This window comes from Paenibacillus pasadenensis (assembly GCF_023715725.1).
Classification (GTDB): Bacteria; Bacillota; Bacilli; order Paenibacillales; family Paenibacillaceae; genus Paenibacillus_O; species Paenibacillus_O pasadenensis_A.
The window spans coordinates 152,811-172,124 of sequence record NZ_JAMBOT010000002.1; the positions used below are offsets into that span (position 1 = coordinate 152,811).

Here is a 19,314-nt window from a genome sequence, read left to right on the forward strand (position 1 = left end):
GGCGCATTCGGTACAGGAAGGTTTATCAAGAGCGCTATCCGAACTAAATCGTCAGCTCTCCAAGCTTAATCAGTTCAACTACGGCTTGCGAGCGGCCTTTTACATTAAGTTTCTGCATAACGTTAGATATGTGATTCCTGACTGTTTTTTCGCTTATGAACAGTTGGCCCGCAATATCTCGTGTGGTTTTGTCCTGGACTAAAAGCTCGAAAACTTCACGCTCCCGGTGAGTCAGCAAAAATTTATTTTTGTGGTCAGAGCCTTTCAATTCGTCACCCCTCCTTGCACGGGTTTTTGTGGGTTACAACAAGGTTAAGGGATACAGTCAACTTATATTATGAATCGCTCCCCCAAGGGGTGCGGTCAATTTCCGATTTGGGCGCAGAAAAATGGAATATGGGCGAATAAGGTTGGACAGCTTCCAATAATTCCTTTTATTAGGAGGGTTAATCATGCTATGATTAGATGATTGATGCCGTTAAAGAAAGGAGCTGGTTCCGTGAGGCTCGTGCTTTTATTCGGGTTGTTATGGGCGCTGCTCGGCAATCCGTTTATTGCGCTGTTAGTAATATTGATTGTTATTTATTTGCTTGACCGGCGGTTCGTTGGGCTGACGCCAAGCGTGACAAAGCCGATCCGCAGAAGGAATCGTATCGCCGCGCTGCGCCGGGAGCTGGATGCCAATCCGAGCAACAGCGGCTCGCGTATGGAGCTGGCGAGACTGCTATTAGAGCGCAAAAACTTTAATATCGCGCTGCAAACGCTGGAGCCGCTTAAAGAGTCCGGCGTGATGGAGGAATCAGCTGAATTTTGGGATGACTACGGGACGAGTCTGCTTTACTCCGGCAAGCCCCAAGAAGGAGAGGCTGCAATTGAAAAAGCGCTTGAGCTAAATCCGCGCGTCAAATACGGACAGCCCCATCTCCGGTTGGCTGCTCTGAAAGCAGACCGTGACAAAGCGGCGGCGCTTCGCCATCTCGAGACCTTTTCCCAAATTCAATCTTCTTCCTGCGAAGGTTATTATCGAATGGGACTGCTGCTGAAGGACTTGGAGCGCAGCGGAGAGGCCAAACAAGCGTTTGAGGAAGGATTGCGCCTGTACCGGATGCTGCCCAAATACAAAAGACGCCAGGAACGGCGCTGGGCGCTGCTTTCTAAGATGCGTTTAAGGTCTTTATAGCTCATTCAGAATGGTTCCGATATGTTTATCCCAGAAAAGCCGGCATGCGCATCAAAGCGAAGCTGGTTTTTTTGTTCTGCCTTGCGTTCCTCAGCTTCATTTGTATTAATTCACCCTGCACGAGTCCGCTTGCCGTGTTTTTTGGTATAATGGTAAGAATGCCGAAACAGAGAAGCGGAGGACAGCAATGGGAGCGGACGGGATCTCGGAATCTTTTCTGAACGAGCTGGAGCGGAAAATCAGCGATTATACGCGTAAAGAAATCATCCAGCGCGGCTGGGACTATGCCGCGCGGGACAACGTTTCTCCCGTACAGATGGCGGGATCGCTGCTCATTGGCGTTGTAACGGGAAATAAACCCTACAAAGTCAGGCTTGGCCTAAAATTTGACGACAATGATTGCAGCTGCCCGTACAACGGCTGGTGCAAACATATGGCGGCCATGTACTTTGCTGCAATAAAGCAGTCGGGCGGTAAACCGGAGCGTGCGATGGAAAGACTGACCGGAGCCGGGCCGGTGACCGTCAGCCGGATTGAAAAACTACAGCAGGACCAGCCGGCCGCAGCTGCGGTTTCTGCTTCCGGCCTTACGGAAAGCGACTCTCCGCAGGAGTGGATGGCCTGGATGGAACGGAAATACGGCCACACCTGGCAAGGCTGCCGTCATACCTTGCATCCGCTGCAGCCGGTGTTGTCCGCACTCAAGGGCTCAGCGAGAGACTGGCCCAAGCCGCTCCAGCATTATCACTGGATGTACGCGATTTTGTTCATACTGGAGCAGGCTGAGCGTGCGCTCAAGCTGTCGGACGCCTTCAGCCGTTATTATCAGGAAATGAGCTTTACCCGGATGGCGGAGCCATGGATTGAGCATTATTATACGCTTGCCGCTCAGCTGGACCCATCGCCTACGGACGAAGCCTCACTGGCCTGGCAGGCGGAGCTGACCGACTATTTGCGGAGCCAAGCGGGAAAGAAGGACTCGAGGCTGTTTCGTTGGAATCAGCTGTATTTCGGGCTTGCGGCAGTGCTGCTGGGCAATGACGAGTGGCGCAGAGCGGAGCGGTTGGAGCTGGAAACGAAGCTCACGGCCGCTGATCTTCTGACAACAGGAGCGGATGAACAGACTGAGCCGCAGAGCAAAGCCCAGGAACAGGAGCCGGCCGGGCGTGAACGTCATTTTCCGCTAGCTGCGCTTGCTTATTTGGATGCGGCTCATGGGGAGGACCGCAAAGCGGTTGAGCGGCTGCGCCAGATTCCTCCTGAGAATGCTTCTGATCTTGCGCTTGATTATGCCCGTCAGCGTTTAAAATCCGGCGATTGGGACCATTTTGAGGTTTGGATGGACTATTTGTATGCGATTGCCGACGGCAAACGCGGAGGACTGCTGCAGCCGTTTCTCGGGCTTTGCCGGGAAGCGGATTTGGCCCAGCGGAATAATCCGGCATGGCAGCGGTATATGATGGATAAATTGCCCTATTCCTATATGGAGCTGGCTGATCTGCTTCTGGAGAAGGGCGGTTTTGAAGAATGGGCGGATCTGCAGCTGGCAATGGGACTCAGGCCAGATGAGCTTGACCCGGCCGATATGAGGCTGATTGCCAAGCGGGCTCCTTCCGTGCTCATTCCGCTTTATCATCAGGCTATTGAGGGCTGGATTGCGCTTCGCAACCGGCAAAGCTACCGGATGGCGGTCAAGCAGCTGAAAAAGCTGGAGAAATTATACGGAGCAGAAAAACGGACCGAAGCGTGGAACAACTATTTGGAGCGGACGGTTATCAAGTATCAGCGGATGAGAGCCTTCCAGGAAGAATTGCGGAAAGGAACGCTTTTGAGATGATGAAGGGATTTTCTGCAGCAAAACCGATCGTAGTGGAAGGAAGCTGGAACGGAGCCGGAATTACGCTTTGGACCGAGGATGCGGGCGAGCTGGAGGCTCGGCTCCGCGACCTGCTGTTTGCCTGGCATGAGCCATCCTGGTTCGGAAGCGACATAGAGTATACCGATGCAGAGGAGCCTGGCAAAGGGCGTAAAATGCTGATTGAGCCGCTGCTGGCGCTGGATTATTTGTGTTCTCCGCAGCCGGTGCGGATGCTGGCGGTTGAATGGGCGGAATCCGCAGCGAAGCTTCTAAGCGGAGCACAGCGAATCATGAATGCTCTGACGGAGGGGAGCTTCGAGCCGGATTGGTCGGGCTGGAAGGATGGCGACCGCAAATGGCGCTTTAAGGATGCCGCCTCCGACATTGAGCTCTGGATGAACGAGTGGCTAAGCGCATCTGTAGAGGCGCTGCTTGCTGCAAATGCCGATATTAGAGCGGCTTGGTCTGCGCTGGAGCGCTCGATCGGACCTGCGCTGGAGCGCCGATCGCCGGATGAAGAGGACTGGTATATCGGAATTGGCCTCAAACAGGATACGTTCCCGTTCCGAATTGCCCTGCAGCTGGCCGAACCGGATGAGAGCGGGGTCTGGTCACTGCGGGCTGCTTTGCGCGGACGCTCCGGCGAGGACGGGTGGATTCCGCTTGACCGGGGCAGCCGCCCCGGCAGCTGGCGTCCGGCTGCGGGTTCGGTGCTGCGGCTCCCGGAGGATTGGCTGGCTCTCTTGGAGGAACGGTTGGAGCGGGAAGAACGCAAATGGAAACAGGCGCTGCCGGATTGGGTTGAGCCAGACGGCGAGACTGTCAAGCGGCAGCTGGCAGACGAGGAGGCCTGGCAGTTTCTGGAGCAGGCAAGTCTGAAGCTGCTTGACGCGGGTGCGATTGTGCTGCTTCCCGGCTGGTGGGAAAACGTGCGGAAACGAAGAGTCCGGCTCAAGGCGAAGCTTCGTTCGGCTGCGGGCTCGGCGGAACAGCCGATGTTCGGCTTATCGCAAATCGTGCAATTCGATTGGAAGCTTGCCCTGGGCGGCGCGGATTTGACCGAGGAAGAATTCATGGAGCTTGCCGCTCAAAATAAACGGCTGATCAAAATCGACGGGGAATGGGTGCATCTGCATCCTGAGGATATTTCGCGTATCAAGAGCTGGATGAAAAAAAACGGCGGCCGCAAAGGACTCAGCTTCCAGGAGATTATGCAAATGCATCTGCAGGGCGGCATTACGCTCTCGGATGAAGCCGAGGACGGCGAAGAGCTGCTGAAGGCTGAAGTAGAGCTGAACGGGCATTTGCAGCAGCTGATGAACCAGCTGCAAAACACGGCTGAGCTGCCGCTTGTGCAGGTGCCGTCAACCTTTAGGGGAGAACTGCGCCCCTACCAGCTGCAGGGCGTTTCCTGGCTCGCATTTCTGCGCCGCTTCGGGCTTGGAGCCACGCTGGCGGACGACATGGGTTTGGGCAAAACGATCCAGTTCACGGTTTACCTGCTGTTTATTAAAGAGGCAGGCGGAATCTCCGAAGGCCAGCCGTCACTGCTCGTCTGTCCGACCTCGGTCATCGGCAACTGGGAAAAGGAGCTGCAGCGGTTCGCGCCGGGGCTGGACGTCAGGCTTCATTACGGCCCCCGCCGCGCCAGAGGGGAAAGGGCGTTTCGGGAATTTGCCGAAGGGGCGGATCTGATCATCACGTCTTATGCGCTTGCGGCTTTGGACGAAGAAGAGCTGGGCGCTCTTGAATGGGAAAGCCTTTGCTTGGACGAAGCGCAAAATATCAAAAACATCTACACGAAGCAGTCCTCGGCGATCCGCAATCTGCGCAGCAGGCACCGTATTGCGCTTACCGGCACGCCGATGGAAAACCGGCTCAGCGAGCTGTGGTCGATTTACGATTTTACAAATCCGGGCTATCTGGGGACGCTGCCTGAATTCCGTCGCGCCGTTATCCTGCCGATTGAAAAAGAGCGCAACACGGATAAAATCGCCTCGCTTCAGCGCCGGATCAAGCCGTTCATGCTTCGCCGCCTCAAAAAAGACCCGGCCATTCAGCTGTCGCTGCCGGAGAAAAACGAAGGCCAGGTTTATGTAACGCTTACGGCTGAGCAAGGAGCGCTTTACGAGGGCATCGTATCGGATCTGCTGGAGAAGCTCGATACGTTAGGACCAATGCAGCGGCGCGGCCTTATCCTTGCCTCGATTACACGGCTTAAACAGGTATGCGATCATCCTGCCCTGCTGCTTGGCGAGGAGCGGGAGAGCGGACTATGGACTCCGGACCGTTCGGCAAAGCTGCTTCGGCTGCTGGAAATGTGCGAGGAAATTGCCGCCGAGGGTGAACGCGCGCTTATTTTTACGCAATTTGTTGATATGGGCAAGGCGTTGCAAAGCGCATTGCAGGTAAAGATGGGCTTGCCGGTGCCATATTTGCACGGCGGCGTTCCAAAAGCGAAGCGCGACGAAATGATTGCTGCATTCCAAGATCCTAGCCAGCCTCACGGCGCGTTTGTCCTGTCGCTCAAGGCGGGCGGAACGGGTCTCAATCTGACGGAAGCGAACCATGTGTTCCATTTTGACCGTTGGTGGAACCCCGCTGTGGAAAACCAGGCAACCGACCGGGCGTTCCGCATCGGCCAGCGCAGACAGGTTCAGGTGCACAAGTTCGTAACGCTCGGTACGCTGGAGGAGCGGATTCACGAAATGATTGAGCGGAAGCAGTCGCTGAACGATCAGGTCGTAAGCCAGACGGAACAGTGGATCACAGAGCTGTCCAACGATGAGCTGCGGGAGATTTTCACCCTGCGGCGGGAATGGCTGGACAGTTAAATGACCAACCGCAGGGCAAAGGAGGTTTGGCATGGAGAGAACGAGCGAGGCGGATAAGGGGAAAGCAACGCCGGCAGTAGCGGATAAACCTGCAGCCGATCCGGATAAAAGGGATGCGGAACCGCGAGACTCCGCCGCAGCAGCGCCGACTCCTGCGAACGTGCCAAGCAGCGAGGCAGATCTGCAAGCGAGCGGCTCCGAAAGGCCGCCGGAATGGCAGTTGTTTTACGATGCGGTGTCTCAAGCGGCGAGCCGCATGCGCCGACAATAACCGGTGAGATTACAGCAGCCGGCTTCCTTTACAGGAGGCCGGTTTTTTGATGCGACAAAACAAGAGAAATCTATCCCTTGACAGTTTATTTTTCAACCTGTAAGCGGCAAAGGGTTTGTCTATAATAAAAGAATAGCAGAAGCTGCCAGACAAGGGGGTCGCACAATTGGGCAAAAAAAGCCTGTCCGCGCTGCTTGCGCTGACTGCCGCCATAACTGCAGCCAGCTGTGGAAGCGGCACACAACAGGAAGACGGGCAAAACCGGGGAGAAACGGAGAATACAATGAGCCATGTCACGCTTACGATCCGGCATACCCAGATCAAGCAATCGGCCAAGGCGCGGCTTGGCATTTTGCAGGATGTGCTGAATCAAACCGAGCGGGACAATCCGCAGCTGAAGTTTCAGCTGGAGGGCATCGACGAGATCATTAACCGGGATCAGAAGCTGAAAGCGGAGATGGCAACCGGCTCGACACCGGATATATTCGAAATATTTGGCGGATCGGACATCAAGCTGTATGTGAAGGCGGGACGGCTGCTTGATTTGACGCCAATCATCCATAAGCTTGGAATCGACGGGAAATTCCACAGCCTTGATGAGTTTACGGTAGACGGCCGGGTGTACGGCTTGCCTTTCGGGGGTTACAGCGAAGCGGTTTTTTATAATAAGCAGATCTTTCGGGATTTGGGCCTTGGCATACCGGTAACCTGGGAGCAGCTGATGAACGTTTCCGAGAAGATCAAGCAGGCCGGTTACAGTCCGTTTGCCTTGTCTGCGAAGGACCCGTGGCTGGCCGGTATGATGTGGAATACGATTATGGACCGTTACGCGGGCACGGACAAGCTGCGCCTCATTGTCTCGGGAACGGCGAAGTGGAGCGACCCTGATATTTTAGCCGGCTTTCGGGCCTATGCGGAGCTGGTGGAAAAGGGATATTTTCCGCAGGATGCGCTAGGGCAGGAGGAGAAACAGCAGTTGAAGGATTTGCTCAGCGGAAAAGCGGCGATGCTGTTTACCGGCACCTGGGATTTGGCGGGTTTGACCGGAGATGAAGCAGGTCAATATCGGCATCAGATCGGTTATTTCAGCTTTCCGTCCGTTCCAGGCGGAAAAGGAGATCAGGGAGCGCTGAATGCCGGTTATTCCAACGGTTTTGGCTTCTCTTCCGATCTAAGCACGGAGCAGCAGGGCATGGTGGAGCGGTTTATACGGAATTTTTTTAACGAGAATGTGCAAAAGCGGATTTTACTTGAGGATAAAACACTGCCGTCCATGAAGCTTAGCGACTACACCGGCATCGACCCGCTTATTTCCGAGGTGCTTCAAGTGGCGGGCAATGCCACCCGTTCCTTTCCGGCTTTTGATTCCATCTTTTCGCCTCGGATCAATGCGGAAATCGGCATCGGTCTTCAGCAGCTGATCGGCGGGGTTAAGACAGCGGAGCAGATCGTGCAGCGCTTGCAGCAGCTTCAGGACAGCGAGCCCGCAGCAGCGGACCGGGATGCGCAGTGGGAGAACGAGAGAGGAGCCGAATAGAGCCGTGAATTTAAGACCGAAGCTGCTGCTCGCTTTCATTCTGTTTATCGTTGTGCCGGTAGCCGCATCGGGCGTGGTGTCCTTTTTGTACTACGAAAACGTGATCGAAAAGAAGTACAACGAACAAACCGAACTGACGATGAATGCCGTCGGCCGAAACATCACGAATTTTTTTGACGAGATGGACCGGCTTACGGATGCCAATCTGACCAGCTCCGTTGTGCAGCGGACGCTCAAAATCAATGCCGTTCCCAGCGAAGGAGCGGGCTCGCTCATTACGATCGGACTGGCCGAAAAGGAAATGGGCCCGCTGCTGTTTCAAAATCCGGCCATCAGTTATATTGCGCTTTATGCCAACAACGGCACGCTATTTCGCTCGACGCGCAACGATCCGACCTCGTTCAAGCCGCTCAGCTATGAAAAGCTGCAGCAGCAAGCCGCTTACACGGAGGCGGTTAGCCGAAATGCCAAGCCGCTCTGGATCGGGCCGTATGAGCAGCAGGAGCTGACGGGCAATGAATTTGCGCTGTTCACACAGCTGCGGCTGGTTAAAGACCTCGAAAGCCTCAACGACCTCGGACTGATGGTCACTCAGTTCAAGTCGTCTGGCGTGGATGAGATATTGAGTGATTTTCTGGGCAGCGTTCCGGACGGAACGAGATATTATATGATCAACCGCGAAGGGCTTGTTCTGCTGGACAGCGAGAAGGAAATGGACGGGCTTAGCCTTAGCGGCGAAACCTTTGCCCATGCGCAACCCGGCCAGCCTTACATCAGCGGACGGGCAGACTTTTTGCAGACGGACAGCCTTGTGTCCTGTTATTGGTTAGGCATCAATGACTGGATGCTCGTTTCCGCCAAGCCATGGAGCTCCTTAATGAGCGAAAACGTTGCGTTTATGAAGTGGGTCAGTCTCATTACCGGAATATGCCTGTTATCCGCCATTTTGTTCAACGTTTTTTTTGTAAACCGCGTCGCCAAATCAATCATCCGGGTCGTCCGCAAAATGCGGCTTGTGGAGCAGGGATTGCTCGATATTCGTGTTCCGGTTCATGGCAAGGACGAGACGGTGCTGCTCGCCAACAGCTTTAACAGCATGACGGAGCGGTTAGGCAAGCTGTTGAACGAGGTGCGCGAGGAGCAGATTCGTAAACAGCGGGCGGAAATGATGCTGATGCAGGCGCAGATAAAGCCGCATTTCCTGTTTAATACGCTGGAATCGATCAATGCGCTGGCCGCACAGAACGAAGGCGCCAAAATCATGCAGATGGTCCGCCGGTTAAGCCGGCTGCTCCGGACAAGCATGCACCAGAAGGAAGAAATAACGGTGTACGAGGAGCTGGAGCATGTCCGCAGTTATTTGGATATCCAAAAATACCGGTTCGAAGATCTGTTTTCCTACCAGCTGGAGGTGGACGAGGCAGTGTTGGAGCACAGAATTTTGAAGCTTACGCTGCAGCCGCTCGTTGAAAACAGCATCCAGCATGGCTTTGACGGCTTGGACAGGCCAGGTGTCATTCGGATCCGTGTCGAGGCGCTGCCGTCCCGGATTGTATTGACCGTGGAGGATAACGGCATCGGCATGGACGGGCTGACGCTGCTGCGCATCGCCGAGGGCAAAAAGGATGAGCGCTGGAGCCCGATGGAAGACGGAGAGCACAGCGGGCTTGGCCTGCGAAATGTCGCGGACCGGCTGAGCATTCATTACGGAGTCCATTACGGCTTGATGATATGCAGCAATCCTGGTGAGGGTACGATGATCCGCTGCACGATACCGCGCAATAAGGGGGAGCTCAAATGACCGGCAAAGTGATGATTGTGGACGACGAGCCGCATATTACGCGCAATTTGGAAAAGGTCATACCTTGGGAAATGTTAGGCCTGGAGGTGGGGGCAACAGCCAAAAACGGGCGCGAGGCGCTGGAGCTGCTGCAGGGCGGCGAAGTGGATTTGCTGCTCTGCGACATTCGGATGCCGGTCATGGACGGCATGACGCTGGTCAAAACAATTCGTGAGCTGAAGCTGGATATTGATATTATTATGTTATCTGGATATCAGGATTTCAGTTACACCAGAACGGCAATTCAATATGGAGTTCAGGATTATATGTTAAAGCCGATTCCGTACGATGAGCTGACCGGCGTTATTGCCCGGGTAATGAACAGCCGCCGCACCAGGCAGCGGCAGCAGCAGGACGAGCGTGTGAAGCTGAATGCCGTGCTTGATATAGCGAATGAAAAAGTTCTGTTCGACGTTTTGAAGGACTATACGGATGTCTCCCATAACCATTGGCTGATGGCGGATGACGAACAAGACCGTGCTGCCTGCTCCTATTTGCTGCTCGTTCTGGATATGGATGCCGGAGCCGAAGAGGCCAAGGACTGGAGAGAATGGAGCGACAAGGAGCGTAAGTTGTGGAATTTTGCAGTGGCCAATGTTGTGCGGGAATCCGCCCGAAAAACAGGGCTTCGCCATGCTGTCATTCAGATGCGGGACGGAGAATGGTGCCTGTTGGCCGAGATGAAGGAGGGCCGCCGCTTTGACCGGGACGAGATTAGGATGTGGATCGAAAAGCTGCTCGGAGAGGTCCGCAGTCATGTAAAGCTTGACTTGCATGCTGGGGTATGGGGCGAGCTTGTTGATATAAAAGGGCTGTCTACCGCGTATAAACGCGTCCACCGCTCCATGCAGCTAGATCCAGAGGCGGAACAAATTCGCTTTTTTGCGAAAGAAAGCTCCCTTCATAACGATTCTCATGAGGTCATATGGTCTGGCTCGGAGCGGATACTCGAAGCGCTGAAGCACGGGCATGCGCAGGATGTAAATGAGGAGATGAAGCTGCTGTCGGCAAGGCTGCAGGCTCTCGGAACTCCCGAGCTGGGGAGGATCAAGCCGGTGCTTCATTATTTCGCTCTGCATTTGATGCGGGAGATGAAGGAGATGCAGCTTCTTCGCAAGGAACAAGAGGAAGCGTTATGGCGCAAGCTCGATCGCCGGATCAGCGCCAAGGACTTGCTGAGCGTGATCCGTCAAACGGCTGACGCGGGAATGGCAGGTTCGAGCGACAAAAAGAAACAGTCCGAACGGACGATGGCGGAGGCCAAATCGTACCTTGACCGCAATCTGTTTCGCGACATTGGCGTGGAGGAGGCGGCTACCCGAGCCGGGTTAAGCACCTCGTATTTCAGTCTGCTGTTTAAGCAAACCTACGGCGAGACGTTCATTGAGTATGTGACGCGCCAGAGAATGGAAAAAGCGAAGCAGCTGTTACAGAACACAAGTAAAAGCGTCGCTCAAATCTCCAAGGAAATCGGATATTCGGAACGTCGATATTTTACGAAGGTGTTCATGAAGTATACCGGTGAAAATCCGACTGATTTCCGTACCCGACTTCAGCAGCTCGGTGAGCTGAACTCAACGGTTTGATTTTAGGATAGATAACCTAACAAAATCCGAGTTAGTGGGATGGTTACCTAACAAAATGAAGGTCAGTGTTCGCTGAAATCGCTTGATTTGCTAGAGGAAACGACGATTCCGAATCAAATTCTGGATTCCGGCTTTAGGTGCTGCTACAATTCTGTTATTCTTTTGTTATTTTGTGACGAGGGGCGGACATAACAACATGTCGACGAGCAAAAACACTACCTACCGGGACGTATACGCGAACTGGTCTTTGAAAGAAAAGGCCGCTCAGCTGTTTGTATTCGGTTTTCAAGATAAACTGCCTTCAACAGAGTTTTTAACGATGATCGATAATCACGGCTTAGGCGGAGTGATTTATTTTTCACGCAACATAGAAAATGCCCGCCAGGTTCATGACTTGTCCAGCCGTTTGCATGAGGCGGCAGCCAAGGCGGGACGTCCGCCGCTGCTCGTCAGCATCGACCAGGAGGGCGGCATGGTCGCCCGTATCGTGGACGGCGTGACGCTCATGCCGGGTAATATGGCGCTTGGCGCAACGGGTTCGCGGGACGCGGCTTATGAGACGGCGCGTGTTTCCGGTACGGAGCTGCGGCTGTTAGGCGTTAATTTGAACTTTGCTCCTTGTCTGGACGTCAACAACAACCCGGATAATCCGGTCATCAACGTGCGTTCCTTCGGAGACCGGCCGGAGCTGGTGTCGGAGCTTGGCGCTGCAGCCGTGCAGGGTTATCAGTCCGCTGGTGTTGCGGCTACAGTCAAACATTTTCCGGGCCATGGCGATACAAGCGTCGATTCCCATCATGAGCTGCCCGTTGTTGCGCATGACCTCAAACGTCTTGAGGAGATTGAGCTGCCGCCGTTTAAAGCTGCAATCGCCGCAGGTACAGACGTTATTATGACGGCGCATATTTGCCTGCCGGCTCTTGATGCAAGCGGAGTTCCGTCCACGCTGTCCGAGCCGGTGCTGACAGGGCTGCTGCGCGGAGAGCTTGGATACGACCGTGTTATTGTGACCGACTGTTTGGAAATGGATGCCATTGACCGGTATTACGGACCGGCGGAAGGCGCGGTTAAAGCGATTGCGGCCGGAGCGGATCTGGTGCTGGTCAGCCATACGTTTGAAAAGCAGCTGGCTGCGCTGGATGCCGTAACAAAGGCGGTCGAAGAGGGCCGGCTTACGGAAGAGCGGCTGAACGAATCGCTGGAGCGCATTCTTGCGCTTAAAGCGAAGCTGAGCGCTGGCGAGCCGCTGCTTCCATGGGAAGAGACGGCGCTGCGCCTCGCTACGCCGGAGCATCAGGCAGCGGCTGAGCGCTGGAGCGAAGCTTCCGTAACGCTGGTTAAAAATGAAGGCGGCCTGCTGCCGTTGTCTGCCGATGGACGCACGCTGGTCATTTGGCCGGAAATCAAGGCCATTTCGGTAGCGGATGAGATGCTCTCAAGCGACGGAACCCTTGGCACATGGCTGTCCAAAAAGCTGCCAAACGTCGAGGAGCGGTCCATGACCGGCGACGGCCTTTTTGACGGATTGGAGCAGTACGACCGCATCGTATTTGTCAGCTACGACGCGTCGAAGCAGCCGCTCGAGCGGCAGGCTGCGGAACAGCTGATGAAGCTTGCGCCGGAAAAAACCATCGCCGTGTCCATTCGCAATCCGCTGGACATTAATCTTTATCCGCAGGTGCAAGCTTTCTTGGCGGTATATGAATCCCGTCCGCTTGCGCTCCGTTCTGTCGCCAAGGCGCTGACCGGCGAGTTGAAGCCGAGCGGCAAGCTGCCGATGGCTCTGTCGGAGGAGTTTCCTTTCGGGTTTGGGCTCTAGCTCAGGATGCCAAATAATCGGTGAACCAATGCCGCTGCGGCAAACGGCAAGCAAGCGCACCCTCAATTGTAGGATTGAGGGTGTTTGCGCTGTCTTCCGCAATGTGGAAGGCAAGAATGCCGCAGCAGTAACGCTAAGAACCAATGCTACGCCCCAAACCGAGGAACCACCATATAGAGCGTTAGGTAATAGGAGCCCACTACGGGCCAAGTAAACGGGGGATACTGTTTAACATCTACAAATCTAGATTCGTTCGCTAAAGCAAACTCGAGAGCTCCTGCCGGAGAACCGTCAAGGTAAAACGCATTATATCTTACCGTAAAAGTTACTCCGGGATATTTCGATAAGTCCAGTATGTTCGAGCTTACAGGGGGGATGACAACGGCGCCATTATTGGGCGTAAGACCGCTAGGAACGGACTTGTCGTAAACAAGATTAAGGAAATCGGTTCCATTTACAATAAAATATACGGCAGAATTGCTGGAACTGCTGTTGGAATTTCCAATAGAGCGGAATAGCTCTGATTGTAAGCTTTGCAGAATCGTAACTAACAAAATGAATAAAATTAAAACCATCCCATATTTCATCATGATCCCTCCTAATGCTTATAAGCAAAGTATGAAGAGTCATAGAGAATGGTACGGGCTTTAAGGCTTGGATTTGCCGGGTTCCGGCACTGATTTTCCGCTAGAAGCGAATGAAATTTTACATAAAGTTTACAATACACGTATGGCGCCCCAAATAGGCTGGATGTACGATAAGTGGAGATTGCATTAGACAGCGGGGAGATGCCGGCATGAAGCGTTTTCGAGTTCGCTTGACCTGGATTATGATCGTTATGATTGGTTTGTCAGTAACGGCAGCCGGACTCATAATGGGCAAAACGTACAAAGACAACCATATCGCCGCGCTCGAGGAGAGCATGCTGCGCGAGATGCAGGTCATCAACGCCCATTTGCAGTGGAAATTTCCCGGCGAGGGCGAAGCGATGACTTATTTCCAGGAGCAAGCCAACAAGCTAAAAGAGCTTACCGGAGCGAGGGTCACGTTTATCCGCAAGGACGGCAAGGTGCTGGGAGATTCGGATTCCGATCCGAACTCAATGGACAATCATCTGGACCGGTCCGAGGTTAAACAGGCCAAATCGGAAGGCACGGGCAGAGCGATCCGGTACAGCGATACGATCCGGCAAAATATGCTCTATGTCGCGATGGCCGCGAGTCCGGCGTCATCCGACTCCGATCTGATTCGCCTTTCGTACAGCCTTGCTTCCGTCGAAGGCAGCGTGAACAAGTTATGGACGGTGTTAATCGCCGGTCTGCTCCTGTTGTTCCTGCTTGCGGCAGCGGTCAGCTATAGGGTTGCGCTTGGACTTACCCGGCCTCTGGAGCAAATAACGCGGGCTGCGCGGCGAATTAAAGCGATGGATTACACGGTGCGCGTCGACATCCGCAGCCGGGATGAGATCGGCGATCTTGGTGCAGCGGTCAATTCGATGGCTGAAGGGCTTCAGGTGCAGATGAACCGCATTCAGCAAAACGAAACGCAGCTGTACAGCGTCCTCGACAATATGACCAGCGGGGTTGTCATGATCAGCCCGGAAGGGCGCATGGTGCTGCTTAACCGGCGGGCGGAGGAAGTGCTTGGCTTTGAGCACCGCGAGATGGTCGGACGGCATTTCAGCGAGGCCAAACAGCAGTATGAGCTGTCCCAGCTCATCCAGCAGGCGCTGGACAAGCAGGAGCCGCTGCATGAAGAGATCACGTTTTATTTTCCGGAAGAGCGGCTGCTGGAGCTGAACCTAGTGCCGGTATATCAGAGCGACGGCAGTTACGGCGGCGTGCTGCTCGTGCTGCAGGACGTATCGGCGATCCGCAGGCTGGAGAGGATGCGCAGCGAGTTTGTGGCGAATGTGTCCCATGAGTTGAAAACGCCTGTGACGGCCATTAAAGGTTTTGCCGAGACGCTGCTTGGCGGAGCGGTGCATGATCCGGTCATGTCGCAGCAGTTTATGCAAATTATTTATGATGAGAGCGAACGCCTTAACCGGCTAATCGGCGATATTCTGGAGCTGTCCAAGGTGGAGTCGCGGCGGGTGCCGCTGCAGATGTCCCCGGTCGATCTGTCCGCGTTCCTGAATCGTTCCATTGCCGTTATGGATCAGGAGGCGGCCAAAAAATCCATCTCGCTGGAAGCCTCGATACCGGGCGGGCTGTTTTTGGAGGCGGATGAGGACCGGCTGCGCCAAATTATCGTAAATTTGCTGCAAAACGGCATCAACTACACGCCGGAAGGCGGCCATGTATCCATAGCGGCGGCGGTTGCGCTCCGTGAGGATGGAGTCGAGATTGTACGCATCCGCATCAGCGATACTGGGATCGGCATTCCGAAGAAGGACCTGCCGCGCATTTTTGAGCGTTTTTACCGGGTAGACAAAGCCAGATCAAGAATCAGCGGAGGCACCGGGCTTGGCTTGTCGATCGTGAAACATCTGGTTGAGCTGCACAAAGGAACGATATCCGTAGACAGCACGCTTGGCGTGGGGACGGTATTTACGCTGGAGCTGCCGGTCATTCAGCCATGATTCGGCAGAAGCTGCAAGGTAATTGCCCCGTTTACGGTTTCATCATGTTAAAATAAATCTGTTCAAGCTGCATGCACTGCATGCGGACGGGACCGGCAGGCGGGACGAGCCTGCTGCCGGTTACGAATATGGAAACGGAATTCCGTTTCCGAAAGCTGGAGGTCGAATGGCAATGTCGCACAAAGTGCTTGTCATAGAGGATGAGCCGACTCTTTCGAGGCTGCTCTCCTACAACTTGTCTCAGGAAGGCTACGACGTGACTGTTTGCGACCATGGAGGAGAAGGGCTGCAAGCGGCCATCCAGCGCAGCTACGATCTGATCATGCTGGATATTATGCTGCCGGGAATTAACGGCTTTGAGGTGCTTGGCAAGCTGCGGCAAAACGGAGTCAAAACGCCAGTTATTATTTTGACGGCACGCACGGCGGAGGAAGAGGTCGTGCAGGGGCTTAAACACGGAGCCGATGATTATATTACGAAGCCGTTCGGCGTTGCAGAGCTGCTGGCGAGAGTTTCCGCCGTTCTGAGACGGTCAGGACATACCATTCCCACTCAGGCTGAGTCCCAGGACAAAGTGATTACGGCGGGGGACCTTTCCATCTACCCCGAGCGTTACGAGGTCATACTCGCCGGAGAACAGGTTCCTTTACGGCCGAAGGAATTTGAGGTGCTGCTTTATCTGATCCAGAGGCCTGGTATGGTCATTACGCGGGACGATTTAATGAACGTTGTGTGGGGTTTCGATTATATCGGAGGCCAGCGGACGGTGGACGTGCATGTCAGCTCCCTGCGTAAAAAGCTGGAGCTCGGCGCCAACTCGGTCTGTATTGAATCCATCCGCGGTGTCGGCTACAAGCTGGTCATGCCCAAAAAAATCGGGGCCGGCTAAGCCGCTCCCGAATTGCAAAAACTAAAGCCGGACTTCCTCTAATGGAAAGTCCGGCTTTTAATTAATATCGTTAATTGCGTCCCCATGAGAGCATTTTTTTCTGGAATTCCTTCGGGGAGCAGTCGTTGTATTTTTTGAACATTTTATAAAAATGAGCCATATTCGGCATGCCGATCCGGTCGCCAACCTCCGAAATGCTAAGGTCTTTTGTCAGCAGAATACGTTCCGCCCATTTAATTTTTCTGTAATTTACATACTCCGTGAAGCTTAACCCGATTGTTTTTTTGAAATACTTGACGAAGTAATAATAGCTCATGTTGGCCAGCTTGCACACTTCCTCCACCTGAATCCGGTCGGTCAAATGCTGCTCAACAAACGTCAGCACCGGCTTCAGCCGCAGACGGTCAAAATCGTCCTGGTCGGTCAAAATTTGGCGTGTGTCGTTGCGCAGCAGCAGGAGCAGAATTTTTTTCAGCAATAAATTGACGGCGAGCTCGTACCCGAGCTTTTTGGTCGTGGCCTCTTCAAGAATTTCTTTGCTAATCAGGCCGATTTCTTCTTTGACGAGCGGTGAATCCTGAAAGATATAGTTAACCTGGCTGAGCGGATGGTTCGTTTCCATGAAAAAGCGCATGTACGGCATTGTACTGTGATCAAAAAACTGCTCCAGGTCAAACTGAAGCACGATATAGTCCAATGTCTCGGATGAACACCGGTCTCTATGGAGTTGATTGGCACCAATTACGGCCACATCGCCGGCATTCAGGTGGAAGCGCTCCTCCTCCACATGCACCTCCAAACTGCCGCTTATAATGTAAAGCAGCTCCAGCTCGCGATGGTAGTGCCAGTTGAGCAGCAGATTGTGTTCACGCTGCGGCCGAAAAATCCGCAAGGACAAAAGAGGGTTTTCATAAGGTACCTTTTCATTATAAACTTCCAAATGGGACGGCCTCCATATACCAAGATCGCATAAAAGCAGCGCTAGAAAGAAGCTTATTTTAGCCGATCGGTTCTCTTATACTTATTCTAGTGTTTGTAGCTATCCGCTTCAAGCGTAGACCTAAAACCAATGGGTATCCACATATGAAAATTCGGGAGGAAATCACATGTCTAAAGTTCGCGTAGGCATTATCGGCTGCGGCGGAATCGCCAATGGCAAACATATGCCGTTCCTGGCTAAAGTACAAGAAGCAGAGATGGCGGCGTTTTGCGATATCGTTCGTGAGCGCGCTGAGGAGGCCAAAGGCAAGTTTGGCTCCCCGGAAGCGGCCATTTATGAAAACTATAAGGATTTGCTGAACGATCCGTCCATTACGGTTGTGCATGTGTGTACGCCGAACGACTCCCATGCTGATATTACGATTGCTGCGCTTGAGGCAGGCAAACATGTCATGTGCGAAAAGCCGATGGCCAAAACGGCTGAAGATGCGCGCCGTATGCTGGAAGCGGCTAAACGTACCGGTAAAAAGCTGACCATCGGTTACCAAAACCGTTTCCGCGGCGATACGCGTTACCTGAAGGACGCTTGCGTGCGCGACGAGCTGGGCGAAGTTTATTTTGCCAAAGCACATGCCATTCGCCGCCGCGCCGTGCCGACCTGGGGCGTTTTCCTCGATGAAGACAAACAAGGCGGCGGACCGCTCATCGATATCGGCACGCATGCGCTTGATCTTGCGCTGTGGATGATGGACAACTACAAGCCGAAGGCCGTACTCGGACGCGCGTACCATAAGCTTTCGCAAAAAGAGAACGCGGCAAACGCATGGGGCCCTTGGGACCCGGCTAAGTTCACGGTAGAGGACTCCGCTTTTGCGATGATTACGATGGAGAACGGAGCTTCCATCGTGCTGGAGTCCAGCTGGGCGCTTAACTCCCTAGAGGTTGACGAAGCAAAGGTTTCCCTGAGCGGCACTAAAGCCGGCGCCGACATGAAGGGCGGCCTGCGCATCAACGGCGAGGATAACGCTCGTCTGTACGTGAAGGAAATTGAGCTAAGCAGCGGCGGCGTTGCCTTCTACGAAGGCGCGTCCGAAGATCCGGGCGAGCTGGAAGCACGCGCTTGGATTCATGCCGTAATCAACGACACCGAGCCGGTCGTTACGCCGGAGCAAGCGCTCGTTGTTTCGGAAATTTTGGAGGCGATTTACGAATCGTCCCGCACGGGCAAAGCGATTTACTTCGAATAGGTTTTATAAACGGAAAACCGTTCCCCACCAAGGGAACGGTTTTTTATGTGACCTCAGGTTCAGCATGACAAAGGAAATGTGGTTACGAATAGGATAGCTGCATGGTTCCAAAGTCTGCTTTGAACTTGGCTTTTATCATATAGTCAATTCCTAGTATGCCGTCAAAACCATAAGAGTCTTGAACAGCGCCGAGCTGGATAGGGAATGAGTCTAATTGAATCTGATCAATGTACAAACGAGGAATGATCTGTTCATAACAAAGTTCACTTGTACCTCCAACCCCATACATTCGTATTGCTCGACCTTGAATAAAATCGATGTGAATGCCAATTTGAGCAAGCAAATCAGTGTCAAAAATCGTCGCAGCACATCCCGTATCGAATAGTTCATTGGGCAATGAAACAAGCTGATTGTTATGGGTTAGAGTGAGGGACACAATGGGAAGACCATGATGAAGTCGAATTTTCAAGTACGCTGTCTCACACCTGAAAAAAATTCTCGTACGATTTCTACATCTGTTCGACTTGTATGGAATACATACAGCTCACGCGAAGGAAATCGCTTATGAAAATCCTTATATCCGTGCCAAGCTTCTTGGGGACTGTCGAAGTCTTGAATCATCGCCATGTCCTCTATTTGGCGGAGTTGATTACTGGAACTAGCTTTAATTGCTTCTATCAATACAAAGCGGCTTGGATAAAGATGGGCAATCTCTTCCCATTTCATCGGT

The 19,314-nt window shown here is 53.5% G+C and carries 16 protein-coding genes; 11 read left to right on the forward strand and 5 right to left on the reverse strand.

The window, feature by feature from the left end; genetic code table 11:
* Positions 1 to 43: 43 nt before the first annotated feature.
* Complete coding sequence (locus M3223_RS06030; protein ID WP_028597779.1) at positions 44 to 268, reverse strand: helix-turn-helix domain-containing protein; 225 nt, start codon at positions 266 to 268, stop codon at positions 44 to 46.
* A gap of 231 nt (positions 269 to 499) precedes the next feature.
* Here M3223_RS06030 and M3223_RS06035 point away from each other — a divergent pair, with 231 nt between their 5' ends.
* The 8 genes from M3223_RS06035 (at position 500) to M3223_RS06070 (ending at position 12,925) form a co-directional block, all read left to right on the forward strand.
* A complete protein-coding gene (locus tag M3223_RS06035; protein WP_251560075.1) occupies positions 500 to 1,180 on the forward strand; it encodes a hypothetical protein in 681 nt (226 codons plus the stop codon).
* A gap of 187 nt (positions 1,181 to 1,367) precedes the next feature.
* On the forward strand, positions 1,368 to 3,017 hold the full coding sequence (locus M3223_RS06040; protein ID WP_251560077.1) for an SWIM zinc finger family protein: 1,650 nt from the start codon (positions 1,368 to 1,370) through the stop codon (positions 3,015 to 3,017).
* Positions 3,014 to 5,872: a DEAD/DEAH box helicase gene (locus tag M3223_RS06045; RefSeq protein ID WP_251560079.1), complete on the forward strand. Its 2,859-nt coding sequence runs from the start codon at positions 3,014 to 3,016 to the stop codon at positions 5,870 to 5,872. Before M3223_RS06040 ends, M3223_RS06045 begins: the two co-directional genes overlap by 4 nt.
* A 31-nt stretch (positions 5,873 to 5,903) precedes the next feature.
* On the forward strand, positions 5,904 to 6,143 hold the full coding sequence (locus M3223_RS06050) for a hypothetical protein (RefSeq protein ID WP_251560081.1): 240 nt from the start codon (positions 5,904 to 5,906) through the stop codon (positions 6,141 to 6,143).
* Positions 6,144 to 6,309: 166 nt separating this feature from the next.
* A complete protein-coding gene (locus M3223_RS06055; protein WP_251560084.1) occupies positions 6,310 to 7,680 on the forward strand; it encodes an extracellular solute-binding protein in 1,371 nt (456 codons plus the stop codon).
* Positions 7,681 to 7,684: 4 nt separating this feature from the next.
* Positions 7,685 to 9,481 carry a cache domain-containing sensor histidine kinase gene (locus M3223_RS06060; RefSeq protein ID WP_251560086.1) on the forward strand — a complete coding sequence of 599 codons (1,797 nt, stop codon included), beginning with the start codon at positions 7,685 to 7,687 and terminating at the stop codon, positions 9,479 to 9,481.
* Entirely contained in the window at positions 9,478 to 11,106 is a 1,629-nt protein-coding gene (locus tag M3223_RS06065) for a response regulator (protein WP_251560088.1), read from the forward strand. Before M3223_RS06060 ends, M3223_RS06065 begins: the two co-directional genes overlap by 4 nt.
* Positions 11,107 to 11,302: 196 nt before the next feature.
* A complete protein-coding gene (locus M3223_RS06070; protein ID WP_251560090.1) occupies positions 11,303 to 12,925 on the forward strand; it encodes a glycoside hydrolase family 3 protein in 1,623 nt (540 codons plus the stop codon).
* 146 nt (positions 12,926 to 13,071) lie between these two features.
* Here M3223_RS06070 and M3223_RS06075 read toward each other — a convergent pair whose 3' ends face one another.
* Positions 13,072 to 13,512 (reverse strand): hypothetical protein, encoded by a 441-nt coding sequence (locus M3223_RS06075; protein WP_251560092.1) that lies wholly within the window; start codon positions 13,510 to 13,512, stop codon positions 13,072 to 13,074.
* 209 nt (positions 13,513 to 13,721) lie between these two features.
* Here M3223_RS06075 and pnpS point away from each other — a divergent pair, with 209 nt between their 5' ends.
* Both pnpS and M3223_RS06085 read left to right on the forward strand, forming a co-directional pair.
* Positions 13,722 to 15,509, forward strand: a complete 1,788-nt coding sequence (pnpS, locus tag M3223_RS06080; protein ID WP_251560094.1) for a two-component system histidine kinase PnpS — start codon at positions 13,722 to 13,724, stop codon at positions 15,507 to 15,509.
* Between the two features lie 172 nt (positions 15,510 to 15,681).
* Positions 15,682 to 16,398: a response regulator transcription factor gene (locus M3223_RS06085; protein ID WP_251560991.1), complete on the forward strand. Its 717-nt coding sequence runs from the start codon at positions 15,682 to 15,684 to the stop codon at positions 16,396 to 16,398.
* Between the two features lie 70 nt (positions 16,399 to 16,468).
* Here the strand turns inward: M3223_RS06085 and M3223_RS06090 are convergent, their stop codons facing one another.
* A complete protein-coding gene (locus tag M3223_RS06090; RefSeq protein ID WP_251560096.1) occupies positions 16,469 to 17,338 on the reverse strand; it encodes a helix-turn-helix domain-containing protein in 870 nt (289 codons plus the stop codon).
* A 166-nt stretch (positions 17,339 to 17,504) separates the two neighbouring features.
* On the opposite strand from M3223_RS06090, the gene M3223_RS06095 reads away from it, so the two are divergent.
* Entirely contained in the window at positions 17,505 to 18,584 is a 1,080-nt protein-coding gene (locus M3223_RS06095; RefSeq protein ID WP_251560097.1) for a Gfo/Idh/MocA family protein, read from the forward strand.
* Positions 18,585 to 18,666: 82 nt separating this feature from the next.
* Here M3223_RS06095 and M3223_RS06100 read toward each other — a convergent pair whose 3' ends face one another.
* Positions 18,667 to 19,053 (reverse strand): retropepsin-like aspartic protease, encoded by a 387-nt coding sequence (locus M3223_RS06100; RefSeq protein ID WP_251560098.1) that lies wholly within the window; start codon positions 19,051 to 19,053, stop codon positions 18,667 to 18,669.
* Entirely contained in the window at positions 19,050 to 19,310 is a 261-nt protein-coding gene (locus tag M3223_RS06105) for a hypothetical protein (RefSeq protein ID WP_251560099.1), read from the reverse strand. Before M3223_RS06105 ends, M3223_RS06100 begins: the two co-directional genes overlap by 4 nt.
* Positions 19,311 to 19,314 lie beyond the last annotated feature (4 nt).